Raw genomic sequence first — 23,307 nt, forward strand, 5'->3', positions numbered from 1 at the left:
GACATATTCTCGGTACTCTAAAGACTTTCTTTTCATGTGGACACGTCCCCTAAATTAGTTTTGTTTAAGTATAAAGAATTCTCACAAGGATGTCTCCACTTTTAAGACTAATTTAAGTTTCGCTCAAAATCCTCGAGTTACGCTCAGAATCTCCGAGTTACGCTCAAAATTCCTTATCTTCGCTCAGAATGAGCCTCTTTTCGCGCAAACTGGACTTCTGTCAATAAAAAGGACTGCCCGACCTAGTTAATGGGCTTCCTATTAGCTTTGAGATTCTTACAAAGTCAGCACCTAATCTGGTTTTGATTCACCAAAGCGTCCTTTTTTTCTTTTTTATATAAAAAAAGGGCTGAACTCAAAAGGTTTTGAGTCAGCCCCTTAACTTTTATTAAGCAAACACGCCTCTAACCATGTTTGTTTGTGCACGGTCAGGTCCAACTGAGAAGATGGATAGCGGAATACCTGTTACTTGTGAGATACGTTCTACATAATGGCGTGCATTTTCTGGAAGTTCTCCAAGATCTTTTACGCCTGTGATGTCTTCAGTCCAGCCTGGCATTTCTTCATATACCGGCTCACATTCAGCTAGCACTTTAAGGCTTGCTGGGAATTCATAAGTAAGTTCACCTTTGTATTTGTAAGCTACACAGATTTTCAATGTTTCAATTCCTGTTAGAACATCGATTGAATTTAGAGAAAGATCTGTAATTCCTGATACACGACGAGCATGACGTACGACAACAGCATCAAACCAGCCCACACGGCGTGGACGTCCAGTTGTTGTGCCGTACTCACGACCGACTTCACGGATTTGGTCGCCGACCTCATCATGAAGTTCAGTAGGGAACGGTCCGTCACCTACACGGGTTGTGTAAGCTTTTGAAACACCTACTACATGATTGATCTTAGATGGACCAACACCAGAACCGATCGTTACTCCACCTGCGATCGGGTTAGAAGATGTTACGAAAGGATATGTTCCTTGGTCGATATCAAGCATGACCCCTTGAGCACCTTCAAATAGTACACGACGGCCATCATCTAAAGCATCATTTAATACAACAGATGTATCAACAACATACTTTTTGATCTGCTGACCGTACTCGTAGTACTCGTCTAAGATTTCTTCTTTTGTAAAGCCTTCTGATTCATAAATGCGCTCAAATAGGCGATTCTTTTCAGCCAAGTTGCGCTCAAGCTTCTCTTCAAACACTTCGCGGTCTAAAAGGTCAGCTATACGGATACCGATACGCGCTGCTTTATCCATGTATGCAGGGCCGATACCTTTTTTCGTTGTACCGATCTTGTTAGCACCCTTGCTTTCTTCTTCTAAAATATCTTGACGAAGATGGTAAGGAAGAATAACATGTGCACGGTTTGAGATACGAAGGTTATCAGTGCTTACCCCGTGGCCGTGAAGATAAGCAAGCTCTTCAAGAACTGCTTTCGGATCCACAACCATTCCGTTTCCGATTACACAGATTTTATCCTTATAAAAGATTCCAGATGGAATTAAGTGAAGCTTATATTTTGTTCCTTCAAAAACAATTGTATGACCAGCGTTGTTTCCGCCTTGATATCTTGCTACTACTTCTGCTTTTTCTGAGAGATAATCGGTAATCTTACCTTTTCCTTCATCTCCCCATTGTGTTCCCACTACTACTACTGATGACATGGTTGCACCTCCATCAAATTAACGACCGGCGATATAATCACCTAATCTTGAAAACCATGCTTAGTTTAGCAATAACTTTCACGAAAGTCAACGAAAAACACGAACATTAAATCATAAATTAAAATATTTGTTCGTAAAAATTTTACAATCCCATAGTCAAAAGATTAAAAACTCTATCGTATCCTGTAGTATTCACCTTGTTTAGGAGGTATGATTCTTTGTTTATTGAAAAATTAATGGTTGCCTATATGGATAACGCAGCTAACCATATATATTATTTAGATAAAAATGAACAAGTAATCCTTCTCGATGCCATCGAACCAGGAGGATTGCCTAATCTCGAGTTTTTAGATGCTGATGAACCAGACCGATTTATTGAGATTCCAAAAGTGATGAACGTTGAGTCGTTCAGCTGGATGGTCGAATTTGAAAGTCAAAATCAACACACTGAATTGTTGCATGCTCTGAATGAGAACAATCCGTTTGAAAGATTTAATGAAACGATCGAACAACTGAACTTAACGGAAAAATGGCAAGCCTTTCAAAAAGAAAAAGTGAAAAGCCGCATCGAAAGCTGGCTTTCCGAAAAACAGATTAAAGAATTAGAAAAGCAGCTGGACTAATACCCAGCTGCTTTCTCTATGCGCCAGGCGGAATGGCACTCTCATCATGCCGCCTATCTAGATTTACGAACTTATTATATTCCTTTACGAAGGCGAGTTCTACCGTTCCAGTAGGACCATTACGCTGCTTCGCAATAATGATTTCAATAATGTTCTTGCTCTCAGACTCTTTATCATAATAATCATCACGATACAGGAAGGCTACGATATCGGCATCCTGCTCGATGGAACCTGATTCACGAATATCGGACATCATTGGGCGCTTATCCTGACGGGATTCAACACCACGTGATAGCTGAGACAAGGCAATAACAGGCACTTCCAGCTCACGTGCAAGTGCTTTTAGGGAACGAGAGATCTCAGAGACTTCCTGCTGCCGGTTCTCACCAGATTTCCCGCTTCCCAAAATAAGCTGCAAGTAATCGATAAGAATCATCCCTAAGCCTTTTTCTTGCTTAAGCCGACGGCATTTTGCCCGGATATCATTGATTCTGATCCCCGGTGTATCATCGATATAGATACCAGCCGCTGAAAGACTTCCCATCGCCATCGTAAGCTTCTGCCAGTCCTCCGGTAAAAGTGCACCTGTACGAAGACGCTGTGCATCGATATTCCCTTCCGCACAGAGCATACGCATAACAAGCTGTTCAGCACCCATCTCCAGACTGAAGATCGCAACATTTTCCTCTGTTTTTGTCGCAACGTTTTGAGCGATGTTCAAAGCAAAAGCGGTCTTACCAACAGATGGACGTGCCGCTACGATAATCAAGTCGTTCCTCTGGAAACCAGCAGTCATCCGGTCCAGATCATTAAATCCTGTCGGAATTCCAGTGATATCCCCTTTACGGTTATGGAGAGCTTCAATATTGTCATAAGCATGTACCAAAACATCTTTGATCTGAGTAAACGCGCTTGTATTCTTACGGTTAGCAACCTCTAGAATAGACTTCTCAGCTTCATTCAAGATCGCTTCTACTTCTTCTTCACGCGCATAACTGTTTGCTGTGATGTCAGTTGCAGTTCGGATCAATCGGCGCAGCAATGACTTCTCTTCTACAATTTTGCTGTAATATTCAATGTTTGCCGCGGTTGGTGCACTGTCGGCAAGTTCAGTCAAAAAAGACAAACCGCCAACTTCATCAAGCTGATTAAGATCAGATAGCTCAGAAGTTACCGTAATAAGGTCAACGGGCTCTCCTTTTGTATTTAAGTCTAGCATGACACGATATATTCTTTGATGGGTAGCTCGGTAAAAATCTTCTGGCAGCAAAATTTCCGAAGCAGTAATCAATGCTTCAGGCTCCAGGAAGATCGCACCAAGTACCGCCTGTTCCGCTTCAATATTCTGCGGCGGTATACGATCGGCAAATAAATCACTCATTCTATTTTCCTCCTCTCCACTTTATTACGAATCATCTATAATAGATTGTTACTTTCAGGTTTTGTTTTCTCACTTCATCGACAGTTGATTGGAGTGCAAGGTGCGAGACTCCTAACGGCGCATTGCGCAGAGGAGGCTCACCGCACGCCCCCCGGAAAGCGAGCATCTTGGAACGGGAATCGACGCTTTCAATGGCGACAAAGTACAAACAGCCCCTATATAAACACCGAAAAAAACCGGGAAAACCCGGCTTTTTTATTCTTCCGTTACGTGTACTTTTACTGTTCCTGTTACTTTCGAATGAATCTTGATCGGTACATTCGTATAACCTAGTGATTTGATCGGTTCAGCAAGTTCGATCTTACGCTTGTCGATCTTGATTCCTTGTTCTTTTAGTCCGTCCGCAATCTGTTTGCTTGTAACAGAACCAAATACTCGGCCGCCTTCACCTGTTTTTGTTTTAATTGTGACGGTCATCTCAGCAAGTTTTGCTTTTAGTGCTTCCGCTTCTTCCAGCTGTGCTTGCTGTTTTTTCTCTTCACTCTTCTTCATTCCTTGTAGTGCGGCCATCGCACCAGGAGTTGCTTCAGAAGCTAAGTTTTTTGGAAAAAGAAAGTTACGTGCATACCCTTCAGATACGTTCTTTACTTCCCCTTTTTTACCTTTTCCTTTTACATCTTGAAGAAAAATTACTTTCATTCCTCTTCTCCCCCTTCAATATACTCATCTATGATCTGCTTTAATTGTCTTTCAGCTTCATCAATCGTGCTGTTTTCGATCTGGCAGGCGGCATTTGTCAGATGACCTCCGCCTTCTAATTGTTCCATGATCATCTGCACGTTGATATCCCCAAGTGAGCGTGCACTGATGCTTACCTTACCATCAATGCGGTTTGAAATAACAAAGGACGCTTGAATACCGTTCATGGATAATAAAATATCGGCAGCCTGCGCGATAACCACCTGATTATAAGCATCCTCAGGTGTACTTTTTGCGATAACAATGCCCTTTTTATAAATTTCTGCGCTCTCGATCAGTTTCGACCGTCTTGTGTACGTCACTAAATCTTCTTTTAAAAACTTTTGTACCAGAATGGTGTCGGCACCGTGCGCCCTTAAATAAGAAGCAGCATCAAACGTACGAGAACCGGTTCTAAGCGTAAAACTCTTCGTATCTACTATGATTCCTGCAAGAAGAGCTGTCGCCTCTAACATACGCATTTTCAGCCTCTTAGGCTGATATTCTAAAAGCTCTGTTACAAGCTCTGCTGTAGAGGAAGCATATGGCTCCATGTAAACAAGTACAGGATCTTTAATAAACTCTTCACCACGTCTGTGATGGTCGATCACTACTACATGATCGAGCTTAGATAATAGTTTCTCTTCAATAACCATGGATGGTTTATGTGTATCGACGACAACAAGTAGGGTATTACGTGTAGCGATCTCCATGGCTTCTTCAGGTGTAATAAAGAACTTCCACACGGATTCCGTTTCTTTGATCTCATCCATCAGGCGCTGAACGCCAATATCGATATCTGATTGATCCAGAACCACATAACCGTCTTTTCCGTTGACCTGCGCTACTTTTAATATACCGATCGCTGACCCGATCGAGTCCATATCCGGGTTCTTATGACCCATGATCATCACTTTATCGCTATCAGCTACAAGTTCACTCAGAGCATGTGAGATAACCCTTGCGCGTACACGAGTGCGTTTTTCTACTGGATTCGTTTTACCCCCGTAGAATCGTACTTTTCCGTTCGTCTGCTTAATCGCAACCTGGTCTCCTCCACGTCCTAGTGCAAGATCAAGACTGGATTGCGCAAGTTGGCCGAGTTCAGGCAGCGAAGAAGTTCCAGCTGCAACCCCGATACTCAATGTGAGAGATACATTCTGCTTGGCTGTTGATTCTCTGACTTCATCTAAAACACTGAACTTATTCTTTTCTAATTCATTTAATATGCGCTGGTTAAAAACCGCTAAAAAACGCTCAGAAGACGTTCGTTTAAGGAAAATGCCATTGGCGTTCGCCCAAGCATTTAACACAGACGTTACTTTGGAGTTGATCGTTGAACGGAATTGATCATCAAGCCCTTGTGTAACTTCATCATAGTTATCTAGATAGATAATTGCCATAACCGTTTGTTCTTCATCATATAAACGCTCAAGATCAAGCTGCTCGGTTACGTCAAAAAAGTACAGAAGCCGGTCTTCCTTCTTAAAATTCACTTGGAATTTATGCGTATTGATCTTGATAACTTCTTCCTTGGCATCACTTTTCAAATAAGGAATAAGTTCTTCTGAAACATGGTTTAGAGAATGCCCGATAAAGGATTCCTCTTCAATGAGTGCTCCCATATAGGGATTCGCCCACTCAATCTTGAAATCCTCATCATACAAAATAATCCCGATCGGCATTTCCATTAATGCTTCTTCGCCCACTTTCTTTAAGCGATGCGAAAGCGTAGAAATATAGTCACCCAGCTCCTCCTGAAAAACGGCTTCAGCTCTCATGGCATAATAAAATAAGCCGCCTAATACCACAAAGCCTGCCATTCCAATCATCCATTGAAAATATGTGATGATGCTGACCAGCACAACAGAAGTAACAAACAAGGCGATGACGGGATAACCATGCCACCGTTTTAACAAAAACTTTGGCATATTTTCAGCTCCTACTGTTTTGGTTTCAACCGTTTTTTAATCATAAAACCTAAATCAATTATACCTAAGAATTTCACGACTTCCAGAGGAATTGGCAGGAAAGAATTCAGCAAAAATAATAGTATAATCAACAATATGATTCTTTTCCTCTTCCAATTCTTTATCCAGGCATAATAAAAAATAACTGTAAAACCTTGTATGATTAGTACAAATGATAATATCATATATAAATTTACAGTTACAATATATAAAGCACTACCTTTATCAGGCGTACTGAATGTTAAAATAATCGCTATAATATAATACCACAAAAATGATTTCGGCAAGTTCCACTCCCGGAATGGAGGAAAAGAAGGAACATCGTACCGGAGTCTTTTCATCAGCATTCTTGCTGCAAAATGTGTTAAAAAGGCAAGAATGACGGACCCGCCTATAATATAAGTAGGCAGCATCATCGGAATCAATTCTGCTTGTTCTTTAAACCTTTCAATTTGAGAAAGATCTTGCCCGCTCGATTTATAAAACTCTTCTGCGGTCCCTATGGCTGTTAGAAACTGATTCTCTAGCTCTTTAACAAAATTAATACCCATTACCAATTGCGCGATCACAATTGTACCCAGCATGTTTACGAGATTCGCTAAACTGGCACCCAGTATAACCGCAAAAGCAGATTTCTTTCGTCTATAAAGTTCCCCCATCACAATTCCAGTCAAACCAGAAAACAGGGTCATAATGATGCCGCTAAGCCCACCAAACGCGAGAGATATTCCAAACGTTACGGCCCAAAGAAGCAATCCTGCTTTCAGGTCGTGTCTGTACAGATAAATAATAAACGGAAGCGGCAGGATAAAAAAAGAGAAAATGCTAATAACCGGTATGTACATACTCATTAAAAAAAGAAGAGTGTATATGCCTGCAAGGACAGCACCCTCAACCAACATTTTAGTATTGCGCATGATTCACCTCATAATCATTCTTCATATGCTTTAATTGTAGTAACATAACCGTAGTAATTCAACTTTAACGATAATTCTAGCATAGACGTACTTCATTAGATGTAAACAAAAAGTGACAGTCACTTGTTTATAAAACAAAAAAGCGCAGCAAGGATAATCCTTACTGCGCTTTTCATTGATCTTATTCAGATACATATGGTAACAAAGCCATGTAACGCGCGCGTTTGATCGCACGAGTTAGTTGACGTTGATATTTAGCAGATGTACCAGTTACACGACGAGGAAGAATCTTACCGCGCTCAGATACGAAACGCTTTAGAAGATCAGTGTCCTTGTAGTCGATGTAAGTGATTTTGTTTACAGTGAAGAAACAAACCTTACGACGCTTTTGGCGTCCACCACGACGTCCAGCCATAGATGGTCCCCTCCTTTAATTTTTTTTATTTTTATATATACCGTTTCATCATTTACGTTAGTTGTTTAGAATGGCAGATCGTCATCAGAAATGTCAATCGGCGTGCCATCATTAGCAAACGGGTCATCATTGAAGTTATTACGTTTCGGGTTCTGCTGCTGTTGCTGCTGTCCGCCAAATCCGTTGTCACTTCCATAGCTGCGGTTCTGATTTTGTTGTTGCCCAAATCCGCGGTCATTTGATGGTCCACCAAAGTTGCTGCCGCCTTGAAATTGCTGGCCGCCTGCGTTAGCGTTTTTAGGTTCAAGGAATTGAACACTTTCTGCCATTACTTCAGTAACATAGACTCTTTGACCCTGCTGGTTATCGTAAGAACGTGTTTGAATACGTCCATCCACTCCGGCAAGCGAACCTTTTTTCAGGTAGTTTGCCACGTTTTCAGCTGGTTTTCGCCAAACGACACAGTTAATAAAATCTGCTTCTCGCTCACCTTGCTGATTCGAAAAAGGTCGATTGACTGCAAGTGTGAAATTAGCTACTGCCACACCGTTTGGAGTGTACTTTAATTCTGGGTCCTTCGTTAAACGTCCCACCAGTACTACACGATTTAGCATTCAGAACCACTCCTTAAAGGATTAATTTCTTTCGTCTACGATTGTCATAAAACGAATAACATCTTCGTTGATCTTCATAAGACGGTCAAATTCATTAATCGCTTCGTTTGGAGCTACAACATCTAAAAGTGTGTAGTATCCATCGCGGAAGTCATTGATTTCGTAAGCTAAACGCTTCTTACCCATTTCCTTCTCGTTTGTGATCTCCGCACCGTTCTCAGTTAGGATGCTTTTCGCACGCTCTTTTGTTGCTTTAAGAGCTTCCTCTTCGACATTCGGACGGACGATGTACATGATTTCGTACTTTTTCATTCCGTTCACCTCCTTTTGGTCTAAGCGGCCCAAAACATTCATTTCGGGCAAGGAGAAAATCATCAAAAACAATATTCGTTGACAATTAACTCACAATAAAGAATTATATCAAAACCTACTGTATAAAACAAGCTTACTTTAAAATTAAGCCTAAAAAAGAGAAAAAGCGATCGCTTTTTCTCCGTTTTTCATCATATTGAGGATGTTATCTTTTTTTAGTTGCTTTAAACTTCATTGAATAGTTGATTGGAGCGGAAGGCGCGAGGCTCCTCGAAAATGAAAAACACATTTTCTTCGTGCGATGCATCGCTTTCGAAGCTTTTCCCAAGGGGAGCACCTGCAGCGTAAATCAACCTCTCACAACGAATGATTAAACATTAAATCGGAAATGAACAACGTCTCCATCTTTCATTTCGTATTCTTTACCCTCTAGACGAACTTTTCCTTTTTCTTTCGCAACAGCCATACTTCCTGCAGCCATTAGGTCATCATACGCCACAACCTCTGCGCGGATAAACCCTCTTTCAAAGTCAGTATGGATGATACCCGCACATGCTGGAGCTTTCATCCCTTTACGGAACGTCCATGCACGGACTTCTTGTACACCTGCTGTGAAGTAAGTAGCTAGACCTAATAGAGAATAAGAAGCACGAATCAGCTTATCAAGACCTGCTTCTTCAATACCGAGCTCGTTTAGGAATGCCATCTTTTCATCCCCATCAAGTTCTGCAATCTCTTCTTCTATTTTTGCACAAATTACGATAACTTCCGCATTCTCACGAGCCGCATACTCTTTTACCGCTTCAACGTGTTCGTTTGTTCCTTCAAGAAGCTCTTCTTCACTAACATTTGCAACATAAAGGATCGGCTTCATCGTCAATAAGTGCATCGCATGAACAATCTTTTTCTCTTCAGGTGTTAAGTCAACACTTCTTGCAGGAAGCTCTTGCATAAGTGCCTCTTTAATTTTAGAAAGGACAGCAAATTCAGCTACCGCTTCTTTATCCTTTGATTTTGCCAGCTTCTCGACACGTGCAATACGCTTATCGATAGACTCTAAATCAGCAAAGATCAACTCCAGGTTGATGACTTCGATATCATCGATCGGATTTACTTTTCCGTGAACGTGTGTGATGTTCTCATCATCAAAACAACGAACCACTTGTAAAATAGCATCCGTTTGGCGGATATGAGATAAGAACTTATTACCAAGCCCTTCTCCTTTACTTGCCCCTTTTACGATTCCTGCGATATCTGTAAATTCAAAAGTGGTAGGAACCACTTTTTTCGGCTGTACAAGCTCCGTTAGTTTGTGTAGTCTATGGTCCGGTACTTCGACGATCCCTACGTTAGGATCGATCGTACAGAACGGATAGTTGGCAGATTCAGCACCTGCTTGTGTAATAGCATTAAACAATGTTGATTTACCAACGTTCGGTAAACCAACGATTCCAGTTGTAAGAGCCACTGTTATTTCACTCCTCTGTTTTATATGAAGCTCGGAAAGCCGAGACTTTTGAGTTAAAAAAATATCCTTCCCAATTATAGGTTTTATCCATTTAAAAAACAAGAAGAACCGGGGGTCTGGTCTCCCCGGTTCATTATCTGCATAATTACTCACGTATAAAAAGGATTCTCTACCAAAAGAGAATTTTCAATTGGAACGTTACTCACCTGGTGATGCTAAAATTTTCTTTATTTTTTTCGTAAATTCGGACCTAGGGAGCATAACACCGTGCTGACACCCCATACATTTAATCCGGATATCTGCTCCCATGCGAATAACTTTCCAGCGATTCGTTCCACATGGATGCTGTTTCTTCATTTCGACTTCATCATGAAGGTGAAATTCTTTTTGCTGCATGATCAGCCCTCCATCTTGTTCTTATTTTCTTTGGATTTTGTATTTTTTGTATAGGTAACCATTTTCGGGTATGGAATTTCGAGACCTGCTTTTTCAAGTTCATGCTTTAAAATCCTTCTAAGTTCTCTTGCTATTTTAAAATGAGTCATCGGAAGAACTTCTGCTGTTACACGAATGACCACTTCAGTGGCACCCAGCATTTGGACACCAAGCACCTCGGGCTCTTTTACCATTTCAGGATATTCCGGCTTTAATCGTTTCACAACATCTTCAATGATTTTTTGTGCATGATCGATATCTTCTTCATAAGCAATGGTTACATCCACTACAGCGATGCTGTTATGAACAGAAAAGTTTGTTACTTCTGTGATAGACGAATTCGGCAGGATATGTAATTCTCCTGTCCAGTTTTTAATTTTTGTTGTTCGAAGACCAATCTCTTCAACCGTTCCTTCAAAATTAGCGATACGAACTGTATCTCCTACAGAAAACTGATTCTCAAAAATAATGAAGAAACCAGTGATGATATCTTTCACAAGACTTTGTGCACCAAAACCGATCGCGAGCCCTAAAACACCAGCTCCAGCGAGTATACCTCTAACATCCATAAATTCACTTAAGATGGCTATGATCGCAATAAAATAAATCACATATGTAGCTACGTTATTTAAAAGCTTGTATAACGTGTTTTCTCTTCTTTCACTTAGCCGTAGAGGTGATTTTAATCTCACCTTAAAAATATTTGCAATAACCGCTTGGATCACATATTTGAAGATAACGGCAATGATAATGATTGCTGTAATTTTCAGCCCCACAGCACCAATTCCAGCCCACCAATCTTTGTCCGAAAACAACGTAACGGCTTCTTCCGCCTTTTTAGGTATTTCTGTACCTGCCAATGAAGTCTCACCCTCTCATTGATTATGAAATTATTTAATCAGCTTTCACATAAGATTACCATGACATTCATAGAAAACCAGTATAAAAATTTATTCGGTTAAGAGCCCGGCTTAAACGGGTATAGACCTAAACAAAAGTCTGTGATTATTCTATTCTACCATGTATAGGAAAAGGAATTCTTCCGTATACTAAGTAGTACCATAATAAAGGAGAGGATGTCATGTTCCTCAAACGGAAGCTAGGTCTTGGGAAACCCTTTCAATATAAATTGCACCATGAAGAAAAGGAAGCCACATTACGAATTACAGAACAAATTCTACCTATGCTTCCGGAATCAAGCCGCAAGCCAATCGTTGTCGTTTGCATTGGTACAGATCGTTCGACCGGCGACGCACTTGGTCCTCTAGTGGGCACGAAACTATCAAATAAAGATACTTTTCCCTTTCACGTATATGGAACCCTTGATGACCCCGTTCATGCAGTGAATTTAGAAGAAAAACTTAAGATGATTGAATCTGAGCATCCAGGCGCATTCATAATCGGAATCGATGCTTGCCTCGGCAAGTTAAATCATGTTGGAATGATATCCATCAATGAAGGTCCAGTCAAACCAGGAGCAGGAGTAAACAAACAACTACCGCCTGTCGGGGACATGCATATTACAGGAATAGTAAACGTAAGTGGTTTTATGGAGTATTTTGTTTTGCAAAATACTCGACTCAGCATCGTCATGAAGATGGCTGATCTTATAGCAGACTCTCTTCATATGGCTTGTTTAAGAAAAAAAATTCAACAAAAGAACATCATGCATCAAACAGAGCCCCGCTCACAAGAAATTTATAAAATTCAATAAAACAAAGCCGCTTATATCTCAGATACAAGCGGCTTTTCTTATAAAAGTCCTTGTGAAAAGGCAAGGATGTTATCCCATTTTTCAACAACAAAAACAAGAATCCCTGCGATTAAAAGTCCCGGAAGCAAATTCGCCACTCGAATCTTTGTCACTCCGAGTAAGTTAAGACCTATGGCAACAATCATGATTCCGCCTGTTCCTGTAATTTCTACAATAAGTGCATCCATTAGCCCTTGAGGGACAAACCGGTCGATCTGTGTAGCTAATAAGGCAATCGCCCCCTGATATAAGACGACCGGAACCGCTGAGAACATCACACCAATTCCAAGTGCAGAAGTAAATAGAATAGCACAAAACCCATCGATCAAAGCCTTTGTGTACAACACATCATGTTCTTGTCTTAAGCCACTGTCTAAAGCTCCTACAATAGACATCGCACCGACTACGAAAACGAGTGTAGCAGTAACAAATCCTGTTGCTACAGATCCTTTATCTTGTTTGCCTACTTTTGTCTCAAGCCACTTTCCTAATGAATTTAATTTTTCTTCAAGATTCCACCATTCCCCTAAAGCTCCTCCAACAGCTAGACTTGCGATAACGATCAGAAACTGTTCGCTCTTAAGCCCCATGCCTATGCCGAGTATCGTGACTGCTAGTGCCATTGCCTGAAGAATGGTGTCTTTTATACGATCGGGTATCGCTGTCCAAAACAGACCTAAAAAGCTGCCAGAAATGATTGCAATCCCGTTAACAAGCGTACCTAAAAGTGACATTCTGTTTATCTCCTATCCAACTAGACCATTGATGATATCTTATAAAGCCTATTCAAAATGTTTACGTCATCTTTTTATAGTGTAAAAAAGAAACCACCGTATCGATGGTTTCATGCTATTTTTCTAATAAATCTAAAATTCGTTCTAAATCATCTTGAGAAAAGAACTCTATTTCAATCTTCCCTTTGCGCTTTGACTTTTTGATCGATACGCTCGTCCCAAAACGATCTCGCAAATAGGATTCTTTCTCTTTGAAAAACACGTTCTTTTCCACTGTTTTCTTCTTTGTTCCACGTGAAACATTCATATTGATGTCCTGAATAAGTTTCTCAAGCTGTCTTACATTCAAACCATCTTCTTTAATTCGTTGAACGACCTGTTCCATTTTGGATTTTTTCTTTAACCCAAGTAACGCACGGCCGTGCCCCATCGTAATCATACCATTGGATAAAAGCTCTAAAACGGGTTTTGGCAGCTGAAGAAGACGGATGTGGTTTGCGATATGCGGACGGCTTTTACCTACTCTAGAAGCCAGTTCTTCCTGCGTAAGTTTAAGATGGTCCATTAACTTCTGATAAGCTTGAGCTTCTTCCACAGGATTTAAATCTTCTCGTTGAAGATTCTCAATAAGCGCTACTTCCATCATCTTTTCTTCTGAGTAATCTTTTATGATAACTGGAACTGTCTTAAGGCCCGCTGCTGATGCAGCTCGAAACCTTCGCTCTCCAAGGATGATCTCATAGCCCTTTATGCTTTTTCTAACTAGGATCGGCTGCAATATTCCATGTTCCTGAACAGAATCTTTCAGCTCATCAATCGCTTTTTGATCGAAAACTTTTCGGGGCTGATACGGATTCGGTCTTAGTTCTTTTACACTGACTTCTCGGACTTCTTCTTCTTTGGCTTGCAGTAAATCTTGAAGTCCCTTACCTAACCCTCTCGCCAATGCCAATCACTTCCTTTGCAAAATCTAAATAAACATCTGCACCCCGGGATTTCGGATCATAAATGATAATCGGTTTTCCATGACTTGGCGCTTCTGAAAGTCTAACATTTCTCGGTATGATCGTTTCATACACTTTATCTTGAAAATACTTTTTGACTTCTTCGATGACTTGAATTCCTAAATTCGTTCGAGCATCCAGCATTGTAAGTAATACACCGTCAATCATCAAATCAGTATTTAAATGCTTTTGCACCAGCCGAACGGTGTTTAACAGCTGACTAAGCCCTTCAAGTGCGTAATACTCACATTGGACCGGTATGATGACAGAATCCGATGCTGTTAAAGAGTTGATCGTAAGCAGGCCTAGGGATGGAGGGCAATCGATAATAATAAAATCATAATCAGCGCTTACTTGATCAAGTGCTCGTTTTAATCGCACTTCCCTTGAAATCGTCGGAACAAGTTCAATCTCCGCTCCAGCCAGTTGAATGGTAGAAGGCAGAATATGTAGTCCCTCACAGATGGTTTCAGCAATAACCTGTTTAACTTCTACATCCTCAACTAAAACATTATATATACATTGGTCGATATCGCCTTTGTCTACTCCTACCCCGCTTGTTGCGTTACCTTGAGGATCTATATCTACGAGCAATACCTTTTTCCCGAAATATGCTAAGCATGCACCAAGGTTGACTGACGTAGTCGTTTTCCCGACTCCGCCTTTCTGATTGGCTACTGCAATGACCTTCGCCATGTTGTCACCTACCTCACTTTATGAACAATCAATTATCTATTATTCTATCATGAAGATTTTAAAATAACTTCTTGAAATGGTGAAAATTAAAGTTTTTTTGGTGATTCTTTAAGTGTGAGCTCCGCTGCTCTTGGAAGTCGTTGATTTCCGTTTCGGATGCTCGCCGCTAGTCGAAGAAGTTTACTTAAAGAAATAAAAACAAAATATCAATATTGCGCCATTATTTCTGAGGAAATCATTAAAAAACCACCAGCTTTTGAATGGCTGATGGCTTAACCTTTAATTTTTAGGAATTCGAATGGTGAACTGATAGAATTCTTCGTGCTCTTCTTCCTCTGTATCAATAGATAGCCCGCTTTGAACGACCATATCGACTGACTGCCTTACCGTATTGATCGCAAGGCGCATATCCTTGCTGTATGACTTGCGGCGCGCTTGAGGCTTTTTCTCAGCTGTTTCAGACTCTATCATTCTCTTTACTCGATCTTCCGTCTGCTTCACATTTAATTGCTTTTCTAGGATCTCGCCTAAGACCAACTCCATTTTCTCAGGTGCCTTTAAGACGATTAATGCTCTTGCATGACGTTCTGTAATCTTCTTTTGCAGAAGAGCATCTTGAATGGATTGAGGGAGCTTTAGTAATCGAAGTTTATTTGCAATCGTTGACTGGCCTTTGCCTAGCTTTTGCGCCAGTCCCTCTTGGGTAAGTCCGTGTAATTCAAGCAGCTTGGCGTAGGCCATCGCTTCTTCAATCGCTGTTAATTCTTCTCGCTGCAGGTTTTCAATAAGCGCTACAGATGCTGTTTGAGAATCGTCCATTTCCTTAACGATAGCGGGAATGTTCTCCCAGCCAAGTTTTTGAACGGCTCTCCATCTGCGTTCTCCCGCAATCAATTCGTATTGATTATCTCCAATTACGCGAACAACAATAGGCTGAATAATACCGTGAGCTTCGATGGTTTGTGATAATTCTTCAATTCGTTCATCTATAAAAACCGTTCTTGGCTGAAACCGGTTTGGAATAATCTGTTGAACCGGAATTTGAAGTACTTCTTCGTTGTCGTTTTTTTCAGCTGGTTCTGGATCTAATGTCTGCTGGTTCTTTTCGCCGATGCCGAATAAACGTGAAAAAGGATGCTTCATGCGAATACACCACCTTTTGTAATCTGCCTGATAATCTATTTCTTCCCGCTAGTCCTAAAATCCTGCAAGTCTGTAAAAATCTTTCTTTTATGTATCATCCCGTGTTTCACGTGAAACACAGGCTATTTTGTTATTGTATGGGAGACTTGTTCGGAGTTCCAGGTTTACGCGGGAACTTTTTAGGCGTCTCTTTCACTTTTTCGATAATGACTATATTTCTTTCACTTTCTTCGATCGGAAGCAAGAAAGAATGAACATCTTCAATCTTTCCTCCTAAAAGTTTTACCGCTTTTTCGCCTTCTTTTACTTCTTCTGGAAGGTTTGCGCCTTTCATCCCTAAGAAATGTCCGCCTTTTTTCACAAGCGGCAGGCATAACTCGGATAATACAGAGAGTCGGGCAACGGCTCTTGCCATAACAAGATCAAACTGCTGCCTGAATTCTGGTTTGTGGGCAAATGTTTCTGCCCGATCATGGTACATGGAAACATTCTCTAATCCAAGTTCTTTAACCACATGCTCCAAGAAACCAATTCTTTTATTCAAAGAATCAACAACGGTTAACTTGATTTCAGGAAAACAGATTTTAAGCGGTATAGCAGGAAAACCTGCACCTGCTCCAACATCACACACCGTAATGTCTTGTTTAAAATTAAAATAAAAAGCCGCCGTAACAGAATCATAAAAATGTTTTAGATACACTTCTTCTTTTTCTGTTATCCCTGTTAAATTCATTTTTTCGTTCCATTCAACCAGCAAATGAAAGTATTTTTCGAATTGTGACAGCTGCTTTTCTGTTAACTCAATTCCCTTTTCCTTAAGGGAAGTTTGAAACATCTCGATATTCATTCTTGTTGCGTCCCCCTTTTTTGAAGACCCTGCGTGGACCAGAAAGCGGATGGATGTGTAAGGAGCTTCCTTCTATTGAAATCAGCGCGCTGAAGTGAAGACCTTACACGGATAACCAACCCTCTTTAACGTGCAAGCTTAGCTAGTTTACCTTGTTCTAGATAGATCAGCAGGATGGAAATGTCCGCTGGGTTTACACCAGATACACGTGACGCTTGCCCTACAGAAAGCGGACGTACTTCGTGCAGCTTTTGCTTCGCTTCTGTAGCGAGTCCGTTAATCGCCATATAATCTAGGTCGACAGGGAGCTTCTTGTTTTCCATCTTGCGCATCTTTTCTACCTGTGCAAGCTGTTTATCAATATAACCCGCATATTTCACTTGAATTTCAACCTGCTCTGTAACCGATTCGCTTAAAGGCATTTCAGCAGGTGCTAATTTTTGAATAACAGGATAAGTAATTTCAGGGCGTTTGAGCAGATTTGCAGCTGACATTGGTTCTTTAGGTGCTGAAGATTGTGCTTCTGCAAGAACTTCTTGAACTTCTGCTGACGGTTTAATGGAAACATGTTCTAAACGCTCAATTTCTTTTGCGATCTGTGCTTTTTTCTCCTCAAAGCGTTCGTATCGTTCTTGTGGTATCAGTCCGATTTCATAACCTTTTTTCGTTAATCGAAGATCAGCGTTATCGTGTCTCAATAATAGACGGTATTCAGCTCTTGATGTTAAAAGCCTGTATGGTTCATTCGTCCCTTTTGTGATCAGATCATCGATCAACACGCCGATATAAGCTTCGGAACGATCAAGGATAAGCGGTTCTTCCCCTTTAACCTTTAACGCAGCATTAATACCTGCCATCAGTCCTTGGCCAGCTGCTTCTTCATAACCGCTCGTACCGTTCAACTGACCTGCAGTGAATAAGCCGCTTACTTTTTTTGTTTCTAAAGATGGCCATAATTGAGTTGGAACAATGGCATCATATTCAATCGCGTAGCCTGCACGCATTAATTCAGCTTTTTCAAGACCAGGAATAGTAGCAAGAATCTTCTTCTGTACATCCTCAGGGAGACTTGTCGATAACCCCTGTACATACACTTCCTCTGTGTTCTTTCCTTCAGGTTCTAAGAAAATCTGATGGCGCGGTTTATCATTAAAACGTACGATCTTATCTTCAATAGAAGGACAGTAACGCGGACCGGTCCCTTCGATCATTCCAGAATACATCGGTGAACGATGAAGGTTCCCGTTGATCAGTTTATGCGTTTCATCCCCGGTATAAGTCAGCCAGCAAGGAAGCTGATCTGTAATATACTCCGTCGTTTCGTACGAAAAAGCTCGGGGAACATCGTCACCAGGCTGTATTTCCGTTTTCGAATAATCAATCGTTTTGCTGTTCACACGCGGCGGTGTCCCGGTCTTAAAGCGCACCATATCAAATCCTAGTTCCTGTAAGTGATACGATAAATTAATGGACGGAGCCATATTATTCGGACCGCTTTCATAAGCAAGTTCACCGATAATAATTTTCCCTCTTAAATAAGTACCCGTTGTTAATACAACCGCTTTTGCTTCGTATTCTGCACCCGTCTTTGTAATTACACCTTTACATACACCGTCTTCGATCATAAGCCGTTCAACCATCGCTTGACGCAATGTAAGGTTTTCTGTATTCTCCATTGTTTTCTTCATTTCATGCTGATACAAATATTTATCTGCTTGCGCACGCAGTGCGCGCACCGCAGGACCTTTCCCAGTGTTCAGCATCCGCATTTGAATATGCGTCTTATCAATGTTCCGTGCCATTTCGCCGCCAAGTGCATCCACTTCACGTACGACAATCCCCTTTGCTGGTCCGCCGACAGACGGATTACAGGGCATATAGGCGACGGCATCTAAATTTAACGTTAAACAAAGTGTCTTTGCACCCATACGGGCTGAGGCTAGAGCGGCTTCCACACCCGCATGACCAGCACCAACAACAATAACGTCAAATATGTCTGCTTTATAACCCATGTGTCCTTACCTCCTTGTTCATTATTTTCCTAAGCAAAATTGAGAGAAGAGCTGATCGATCAAGCTTTCTGAAACAGTGTCTCCGATAATCTCACCAAGAATCTCCCATGCTCTCGTAATATCGATCTGAACCATATCAATTGGAAGACCAGCTTCAATACCGCCAAGTGCTTCATCAATGTGGTGGATGGCCTGCTGCAACAATGCAATGTGTCTTGAGTTTGATACGTAAGTAAGATCCTGTGCTTCGATTCCGCCTGCAAAGAATAGGTTAGCAATTGCTTGTTCTAGTTGATCTATTCCCTCTTCTTTCACTAAAGATGTAGCAATTACAGGTGAGCCTTCCGCTAAACCATGAACTTGATCTATGTTTAACTTTGTTTCTAAATCTGTTTTGTTGATGATTACAATCTTGTCCAATCCTTTGGCTGCACGAAATAGATTCTCATCCTCTTGGGAAAACGGCTCATTCCCATTTAAAACGAGCAGAATTAAATCTGCTTCTTTTAACACTTTTCGTGACTTTTCAACACCGATTTTCTCAACAATATCCTCTGTTTCTCGGATACCTGCTGTATCGACAAGCCTTAAAGGCACTCCTCTAACATTAACGTACTCTTCAATAACATCCCTGGTAGTTCCGGCTACATCTGTAACAATGGCTTTGTTCTCATGAACTAAAGCGTTCATTAACGAAGACTTACCTACATTCGGACGTCCGATAATAGCCGTTGATAATCCCTCGCGTAGAATCTTCCCTTGCTGAGCAGTCTGTAAGATGGACTCTACCTCTTTTTTTACCGATAAAAGATTATGATTTAATAATGAATGCGTCATTTCTTCAGCATCGTATTCTGGATAATCGATATTTACCTCGACATGTGCGATGGTTTCCAAAAGTGTCTGTCTCAGTCTGCTGACTAATGAGGAGAGACGCCCTTCCATCTGATTAAGCGCAACGTTCATGGCACGATCAGTTTTCGCTCTGATTAAATCCATAACTGCTTCTGCTTGAGACAAGTCGATTCGCCCGTTTAAAAATGCACGCTTCGTAAATTCTCCTGGTTCAGCTAGACGGGCTCCTTGCTGCAGAATGAGCTGAAGAACACGGTTAACAGAAACGAGTCCGCCGTGACAGTTGATCTCTACAACATCTTCACGTGTAAACGTTCGCGGAGCTCTCATAACGCTAACCATGACTTCCTCTACAGCTTGATCCGTTTTGGGATCAATCAGTTTTCCGTAATGAATCGTGTGTGTGTCAACTTCTTCAAGTTGCTTAGAACCTTTATACACGCGGTCAGCGATCGATACGGCGTCGGGTCCGCTCAGACGCACGATGGCAATCGCCCCTTCACCCATCGGTGTAGAAATCGCCGTAATTGTATCGTATTCCATTTGTTTCACCTCAACTTCCCTTATAAATACGCTCTATCTATTTATCAATTAGTATGACCTTAAATGACAGCTGTGATAATTGTTACGTAAAAATGGACATAAATATCCACAATAAAAAATAGTTTACCGTATTATGAGCCCGCAGTAAATAAAAAGCCCCAGAGGAATACCCTCTGAAGCTTCTTATTTCTTAACTGTATTCTTGGGACGGATAACCACTTTACGAAATGGTTCTACCCCTTCTGAAGTGGTTTCAACATCTCTGTTTTCTTTGAGTGCCAAGTGAATAACTTTACGTTCATTAGCAGGCATCGGATCAAGCGCAAAGCTCTTTTTAGTGATGAACACCTTTTGAGCGGAATGCTCAGCAAGACGTTCCAACGATTCCTGCCTTCTGGTACGATAATTTTCAGCATCTAGAACAATTTTCACATGCTTCGACTCTGGATCTGAGTTTGCAACCATATTTGTTAAAAGCTGAAGCGCATTAAGCGTCTGTCCGCGTTTCCCAATTAAAATCGCAATTTTTTCTCCGGATAAATCAAGCACAAGATGATCATTTTCCTGTCGCTGAGAAATGGTAACGGGTACACCCATCTTGGATGTCACATCCTGAAGGTATTCGATTGCGGTTTTAACAGGGTCAGCTTTTACTGTTACTTCAACAACTGCTGGCTTCCCGCCGAGTCCAAAAAAGCCTTTTTTGGAATCTTCAAGAATGTTCACTTCTACTTGATCTTTTGAAGTCTGAAGTTGTTCTAGTGCTGCTTCTACTGCTTCTTCAACCGTTTTCCCTGTTACCTGTACCTTTTTCACTTTTTAGCTCCCCCATCAACTTGGTTTTCTTTCTTTTTCATTGGGGCCGTTATGAAATATGTTTGTGCAATCATGAAGATGTTACCGATCACCCAATATAAAGATAATGCAGCTGGGAAATTAATCGCAAATACAACGATCATGACAGGCATGATGTATAAGAGCATCTTCATTTGCGGATTTGGATTGTCCATTCCGCCCATCATGATTTTTTGCTGCAAGAATGTTGTAAGACCTGCAACTACCGGCAAAATATAATATGGATCCGGATTACCTAGATCAAACCAAAGGAAATTGTGGTTTGCAATTTCTTCTGTACGCATGATTGCATGATAGAACCCTAAAAGGATAGGCATCTGAATAAGTAATGGCAGACAACCTGCGAGCGGATTTACACCATGCTGCTGGAAAAGTGCCATTGTTTCTTGTTGTAATTTTTGCTGTGTATTAGCATCTTTTGATTTGTACTTTTCACGCAGTTTTTGAATTTCAGGTTGAATATCCTGCATGGCTTTAGAACTCTTGGTTTGCTTGATCATTAATGGAAGCAAAGCCGTTCTAATCAATAAAGTAACAATAATGATAGCTAGTCCATAATTTTGACCAGTCAGATCTGCAAAATATGTGATCAGCCATGATAATGGATAAACAAAATACGTGTCCCAAATTCCCGTGCTGTCTTTTGTGATCGGATCATTCATCGATCCACATCCTGATAGGACAGCCATGAGTGCGAAAAGGGCAATCATTAAACCTATTTTCTTGCGCACACTCTTATCCTCCTTAAAAATCATAAATCTCATCTCAATTATTTATTGTCTCTTTTTTCAGGCACGAGGTCAACGCCTCCCGGATGGAAAGGATGGCACTTGAGAATTCTAATAACTGTGAGCCATAGTCCCTTTAATGCACCGTGCTGTCTGAAAGCTTCTATACCATAATGCGAACAGGTTGGATAAAAGCGGCAAGAAGGCGGAGTCATCGGCGAGATCCACCGCTGGTAAAAACGAATAATCCCTATAAGTAAGGATTTCACTTCTTACACCCTCTTTTTTAAAACATTCGCTCGGTTTAATACGTGAAGCAGACTTTTTTCGATTTCATGAAAATCCATATTGGCTGTCGGTATTCTCGCAATAACGACATAATCTCTGCCTGGCAGTAATTGTTCGCTGTATTTATGAAAAACCTCTTTAACCGAGCGTTTGATGCGATTTCGCGTAACAGCTTTTCCAACTTTTTTACTGACAGACAGACCAATACGGAAAACCTCTTGATCCTCTTTTTTTAAACTGTATATAACAAATTGGCGATTAGCCGTTGATTTTCCTTTTTTGAAGACTTCTTGAAATTCCTCATTTTTTTTGATGCGCTGTTCTTTCTTCATTCCATTTAACACTCCATCAATTTAGGCAATCTCATTCCATTGTCCTGCAGTCTCTTCCAGTATCGGTTTAATTTCGTTTTGTAAAACATGGTTTAGACAAAAACTGAGTGATTCTGAACGAAAAAACATTCAATAACGGAGTGAGCGGATCGTCTATAAAAGTAAAAAAAGACCACTGATGTCAGTGGCCTATGCGGATAACACTTTTCTTCCCTTTTGACGACGGCGAGCTAGGACTTTACGTCCGTTCTTTGTAGCCATACGTGCACGGAAACCATGTACCTTCTTACGCTTACGGTTGTTTGGTTGAAATGTTGGTTTCATGTATATTACACCTCCCTGAGGATATCTCTTATAAAAGACAGTCTAATAAAGTATAATGAGTGACCCCTTCATTTGTCAAGATGGATTTTGTTTTCGTTTATTTCCTCCCTTTTTGCTGTTAATAAAAGTGGTTCCATTCCCTTCCACCTGAAATGCTTCTTCTACCTTATACCTGTTTTAGACGTAAACCGTTAAAGTTTCTCCTGAACTTAAAAAGTTAACGTTTATTATTCTACAGCGTTCTACAAAAAAACTTATAACCTGCCTGTGGACATCTTTTTCGACACGTTTTTCATTATCCACACCAATTATCGACACCTTTTACACAAAATCTTGTGTTGTGGACAACTTCTTTACACAAGGTATGGGCGTTGTGGATAAGTAACAATAATCCGTTGCCAAGCTTGCTTTTTTTTGATATGCTTGTTGTGTTTTAACTCGTTAATAACTTCTCAGCTATACAAAGTTATGCACATCCTGTGGATAAAGTTGTGGACAGTTTAAATCCGCTGTTTAAAAGGTTGTCCACAAACACTGTATGGCTGTTTGTAATCCTATTATCTACTATATTAATTATCATTCACATTTCTTGTGGACTTTTATTTTTATGCATAGGCATTCACTACTTGTACAAACCTTAAACAA

Annotated in this window: 25 protein-coding genes; 2 read left to right on the forward strand and 23 right to left on the reverse strand. The window is 40.8% G+C overall.

Annotation, left to right across the window (positions count from 1 at the left end):
- Positions 1–388: 388 nt before the first annotated feature.
- Positions 389–1,675 carry an adenylosuccinate synthase gene (locus tag M3206_RS17490; RefSeq protein ID WP_251313801.1) on the reverse strand — a complete coding sequence of 429 codons (1,287 nt, stop codon included), beginning with the start codon at positions 1,673–1,675 and terminating at the stop codon, positions 389–391.
- 218 nt (positions 1,676–1,893) lie between these two features.
- Here M3206_RS17490 and M3206_RS17495 point away from each other — a divergent pair, with 218 nt between their 5' ends.
- Positions 1,894–2,298 (forward strand): UPF0158 family protein, encoded by a 405-nt coding sequence (locus M3206_RS17495; protein WP_251313802.1) that lies wholly within the window; start codon positions 1,894–1,896, stop codon positions 2,296–2,298.
- Positions 2,299–2,314: 16 nt separating this feature from the next.
- On the opposite strand, the gene dnaB is transcribed toward M3206_RS17495, so the two are convergent.
- From dnaB to M3206_RS17545, 10 genes are all read right to left on the reverse strand, one after another.
- On the reverse strand, positions 2,315–3,679 hold the full coding sequence (gene dnaB, locus M3206_RS17500) for a replicative DNA helicase (protein WP_251313803.1): 1,365 nt from the start codon (positions 3,677–3,679) through the stop codon (positions 2,315–2,317).
- A gap of 255 nt (positions 3,680–3,934) precedes the next feature.
- Entirely contained in the window at positions 3,935–4,378 is a 444-nt protein-coding gene (gene rplI, locus M3206_RS17505) for a 50S ribosomal protein L9 (RefSeq protein ID WP_251313804.1), read from the reverse strand.
- Positions 4,375–6,348, reverse strand: coding sequence for a DHH family phosphoesterase (locus M3206_RS17510; protein WP_251313805.1), 1,974 nt, complete (start codon positions 6,346–6,348; stop codon positions 4,375–4,377). The genes rplI and M3206_RS17510 overlap by 4 nt, the downstream gene beginning before the upstream one ends.
- Before the next feature lie 11 nt (positions 6,349–6,359).
- Positions 6,360–7,304, reverse strand: coding sequence for a YybS family protein (locus M3206_RS17515; RefSeq protein WP_251313806.1), 945 nt, complete (start codon positions 7,302–7,304; stop codon positions 6,360–6,362).
- 181 nt (positions 7,305–7,485) lie between these two features.
- Positions 7,486–7,719, reverse strand: a complete 234-nt coding sequence (gene rpsR / locus M3206_RS17520) for a 30S ribosomal protein S18 (protein ID WP_251313807.1) — start codon at positions 7,717–7,719, stop codon at positions 7,486–7,488.
- A 65-nt stretch (positions 7,720–7,784) separates the two neighbouring features.
- Positions 7,785–8,333 carry a single-stranded DNA-binding protein gene (gene ssb / locus M3206_RS17525; protein WP_251313808.1) on the reverse strand — a complete coding sequence of 183 codons (549 nt, stop codon included), beginning with the start codon at positions 8,331–8,333 and terminating at the stop codon, positions 7,785–7,787.
- Positions 8,334–8,354: 21 nt separating this feature from the next.
- Positions 8,355–8,645, reverse strand: coding sequence for a 30S ribosomal protein S6 (gene rpsF / locus M3206_RS17530; protein ID WP_251313809.1), 291 nt, complete (start codon positions 8,643–8,645; stop codon positions 8,355–8,357).
- Between the two features lie 370 nt (positions 8,646–9,015).
- The gene (gene ychF / locus M3206_RS17535; protein ID WP_251313810.1) at positions 9,016–10,113 is read right to left on the reverse strand and encodes a redox-regulated ATPase YchF; all 1,098 of its coding nucleotides are present in this window, start codon (positions 10,111–10,113) and stop codon (positions 9,016–9,018) included.
- 198 nt (positions 10,114–10,311) lie between these two features.
- On the reverse strand, positions 10,312–10,509 hold the full coding sequence (locus tag M3206_RS17540; protein WP_251313811.1) for a DUF951 domain-containing protein: 198 nt from the start codon (positions 10,507–10,509) through the stop codon (positions 10,312–10,314).
- A gap of 2 nt (positions 10,510–10,511) precedes the next feature.
- On the reverse strand, positions 10,512–11,408 hold the full coding sequence (locus M3206_RS17545; protein WP_251313812.1) for a mechanosensitive ion channel family protein: 897 nt from the start codon (positions 11,406–11,408) through the stop codon (positions 10,512–10,514).
- Positions 11,409–11,629: 221 nt separating this feature from the next.
- Here M3206_RS17545 and yyaC point away from each other — a divergent pair, with 221 nt between their 5' ends.
- Positions 11,630–12,262, forward strand: a complete 633-nt coding sequence (yyaC, locus tag M3206_RS17550; protein ID WP_251313813.1) for a spore protease YyaC — start codon at positions 11,630–11,632, stop codon at positions 12,260–12,262.
- A 38-nt stretch (positions 12,263–12,300) separates the two neighbouring features.
- On the opposite strand, the gene M3206_RS17555 is transcribed toward yyaC, so the two are convergent.
- The 12 genes from M3206_RS17555 to rpmH all read right to left on the reverse strand — a co-directional run bounded on the left by M3206_RS17555 (position 12,301) and on the right by rpmH (position 22,662).
- Complete coding sequence (locus M3206_RS17555; protein ID WP_251313814.1) at positions 12,301–13,035, reverse strand: DUF554 domain-containing protein; 735 nt, start codon at positions 13,033–13,035, stop codon at positions 12,301–12,303.
- A 115-nt stretch (positions 13,036–13,150) separates the two neighbouring features.
- Positions 13,151–13,981 carry a ParB/RepB/Spo0J family partition protein gene (locus M3206_RS17560; protein WP_251313815.1) on the reverse strand — a complete coding sequence of 277 codons (831 nt, stop codon included), beginning with the start codon at positions 13,979–13,981 and terminating at the stop codon, positions 13,151–13,153.
- Positions 13,962–14,735, reverse strand: coding sequence for a ParA family protein (locus M3206_RS17565; protein ID WP_251313816.1), 774 nt, complete (start codon positions 14,733–14,735; stop codon positions 13,962–13,964). The genes M3206_RS17560 and M3206_RS17565 overlap by 20 nt, the downstream gene beginning before the upstream one ends.
- Positions 14,736–15,014: 279 nt before the next feature.
- Positions 15,015–15,878: a nucleoid occlusion protein gene (gene noc, locus M3206_RS17570; protein ID WP_251313817.1), complete on the reverse strand. Its 864-nt coding sequence runs from the start codon at positions 15,876–15,878 to the stop codon at positions 15,015–15,017.
- A 130-nt stretch (positions 15,879–16,008) separates the two neighbouring features.
- On the reverse strand, positions 16,009–16,725 hold the full coding sequence (gene rsmG, locus M3206_RS17575; protein ID WP_251313818.1) for a 16S rRNA (guanine(527)-N(7))-methyltransferase RsmG: 717 nt from the start codon (positions 16,723–16,725) through the stop codon (positions 16,009–16,011).
- Between the two features lie 125 nt (positions 16,726–16,850).
- Positions 16,851–18,737: a tRNA uridine-5-carboxymethylaminomethyl(34) synthesis enzyme MnmG gene (gene mnmG, locus M3206_RS17580; protein WP_251313819.1), complete on the reverse strand. Its 1,887-nt coding sequence runs from the start codon at positions 18,735–18,737 to the stop codon at positions 16,851–16,853.
- 21 nt (positions 18,738–18,758) lie between these two features.
- Positions 18,759–20,135, reverse strand: a complete 1,377-nt coding sequence (gene mnmE, locus M3206_RS17585) for a tRNA uridine-5-carboxymethylaminomethyl(34) synthesis GTPase MnmE (protein WP_251313820.1) — start codon at positions 20,133–20,135, stop codon at positions 18,759–18,761.
- A 183-nt stretch (positions 20,136–20,318) separates the two neighbouring features.
- Positions 20,319–20,951, reverse strand: a complete 633-nt coding sequence (jag, locus tag M3206_RS17590; RefSeq protein WP_251313821.1) for an RNA-binding cell elongation regulator Jag/EloR — start codon at positions 20,949–20,951, stop codon at positions 20,319–20,321.
- On the reverse strand, positions 20,948–21,721 hold the full coding sequence (spoIIIJ, locus tag M3206_RS17595) for a YidC family membrane integrase SpoIIIJ (protein ID WP_251313822.1): 774 nt from the start codon (positions 21,719–21,721) through the stop codon (positions 20,948–20,950). Before spoIIIJ ends, jag begins: the two co-directional genes overlap by 4 nt.
- Positions 21,722–21,759: 38 nt before the next feature.
- Positions 21,760–21,987 (reverse strand): membrane protein insertion efficiency factor YidD, encoded by a 228-nt coding sequence (gene yidD, locus M3206_RS17600; RefSeq protein ID WP_251313823.1) that lies wholly within the window; start codon positions 21,985–21,987, stop codon positions 21,760–21,762.
- A gap of 3 nt (positions 21,988–21,990) precedes the next feature.
- Entirely contained in the window at positions 21,991–22,338 is a 348-nt protein-coding gene (rnpA, locus tag M3206_RS17605; RefSeq protein WP_251313824.1) for a ribonuclease P protein component, read from the reverse strand.
- 189 nt (positions 22,339–22,527) lie between these two features.
- A complete protein-coding gene (gene rpmH / locus M3206_RS17610; RefSeq protein ID WP_007201576.1) occupies positions 22,528–22,662 on the reverse strand; it encodes a 50S ribosomal protein L34 in 135 nt (44 codons plus the stop codon).
- Positions 22,663–23,307 lie beyond the last annotated feature (645 nt).

Origin of the sequence: Fictibacillus phosphorivorans (assembly GCF_023715845.1) — a bacterium.
Taxonomy (GTDB): Bacteria; Bacillota; Bacilli; order Bacillales; family Fictibacillaceae; genus Fictibacillus; species Fictibacillus phosphorivorans_D.

Coding starts and splice junctions, on each gene's coding strand:
- M3206_RS17490 (WP_251313801.1), bottom strand. CDS start 1,675: ATGTCATCAGTAGTAGTAGTGGGAACACAATGGGGAGATGAAGGAAAA.
- dnaB (WP_251313803.1), bottom strand. CDS start 3,679: ATGAGTGATTTATTTGCCGATCGTATACCGCCGCAGAATATTGAAGCG.
- rplI (WP_251313804.1), bottom strand. CDS start 4,378: ATGAAAGTAATTTTTCTTCAAGATGTAAAAGGAAAAGGTAAAAAAGGG.
- M3206_RS17510 (WP_251313805.1), bottom strand. CDS start 6,348: ATGCCAAAGTTTTTGTTAAAACGGTGGCATGGTTATCCCGTCATCGCC.
- M3206_RS17515 (WP_251313806.1), bottom strand. CDS start 7,304: ATGCGCAATACTAAAATGTTGGTTGAGGGTGCTGTCCTTGCAGGCATA.
- rpsR (WP_251313807.1), bottom strand. CDS start 7,719: ATGGCTGGACGTCGTGGTGGACGCCAAAAGCGTCGTAAGGTTTGTTTC.
- ssb (WP_251313808.1), bottom strand. CDS start 8,333: ATGCTAAATCGTGTAGTACTGGTGGGACGTTTAACGAAGGACCCAGAA.
- rpsF (WP_251313809.1), bottom strand. CDS start 8,645: ATGAAAAAGTACGAAATCATGTACATCGTCCGTCCGAATGTCGAAGAG.
- M3206_RS17540 (WP_251313811.1), bottom strand. CDS start 10,509: ATGCAGCAAAAAGAATTTCACCTTCATGATGAAGTCGAAATGAAGAAA.
- yyaC (WP_251313813.1), top strand. CDS start 11,630: ATGTTCCTCAAACGGAAGCTAGGTCTTGGGAAACCCTTTCAATATAAA.
- M3206_RS17555 (WP_251313814.1), bottom strand. CDS start 13,035: ATGTCACTTTTAGGTACGCTTGTTAACGGGATTGCAATCATTTCTGGC.
- M3206_RS17565 (WP_251313816.1), bottom strand. CDS start 14,735: ATGGCGAAGGTCATTGCAGTAGCCAATCAGAAAGGCGGAGTCGGGAAA.
- noc (WP_251313817.1), bottom strand. CDS start 15,878: ATGAAGCATCCTTTTTCACGTTTATTCGGCATCGGCGAAAAGAACCAG.
- rsmG (WP_251313818.1), bottom strand. CDS start 16,725: ATGAATATCGAGATGTTTCAAACTTCCCTTAAGGAAAAGGGAATTGAG.
- mnmG (WP_251313819.1), bottom strand. CDS start 18,737: ATGGGTTATAAAGCAGACATATTTGACGTTATTGTTGTTGGTGCTGGT.
- mnmE (WP_251313820.1), bottom strand. CDS start 20,135: ATGGAATACGATACAATTACGGCGATTTCTACACCGATGGGTGAAGGG.
- rnpA (WP_251313824.1), bottom strand. CDS start 22,338: ATGAAGAAAGAACAGCGCATCAAAAAAAATGAGGAATTTCAAGAAGTC.
- rpmH (WP_007201576.1), bottom strand. CDS start 22,662: ATGAAACCAACATTTCAACCAAACAACCGTAAGCGTAAGAAGGTACAT.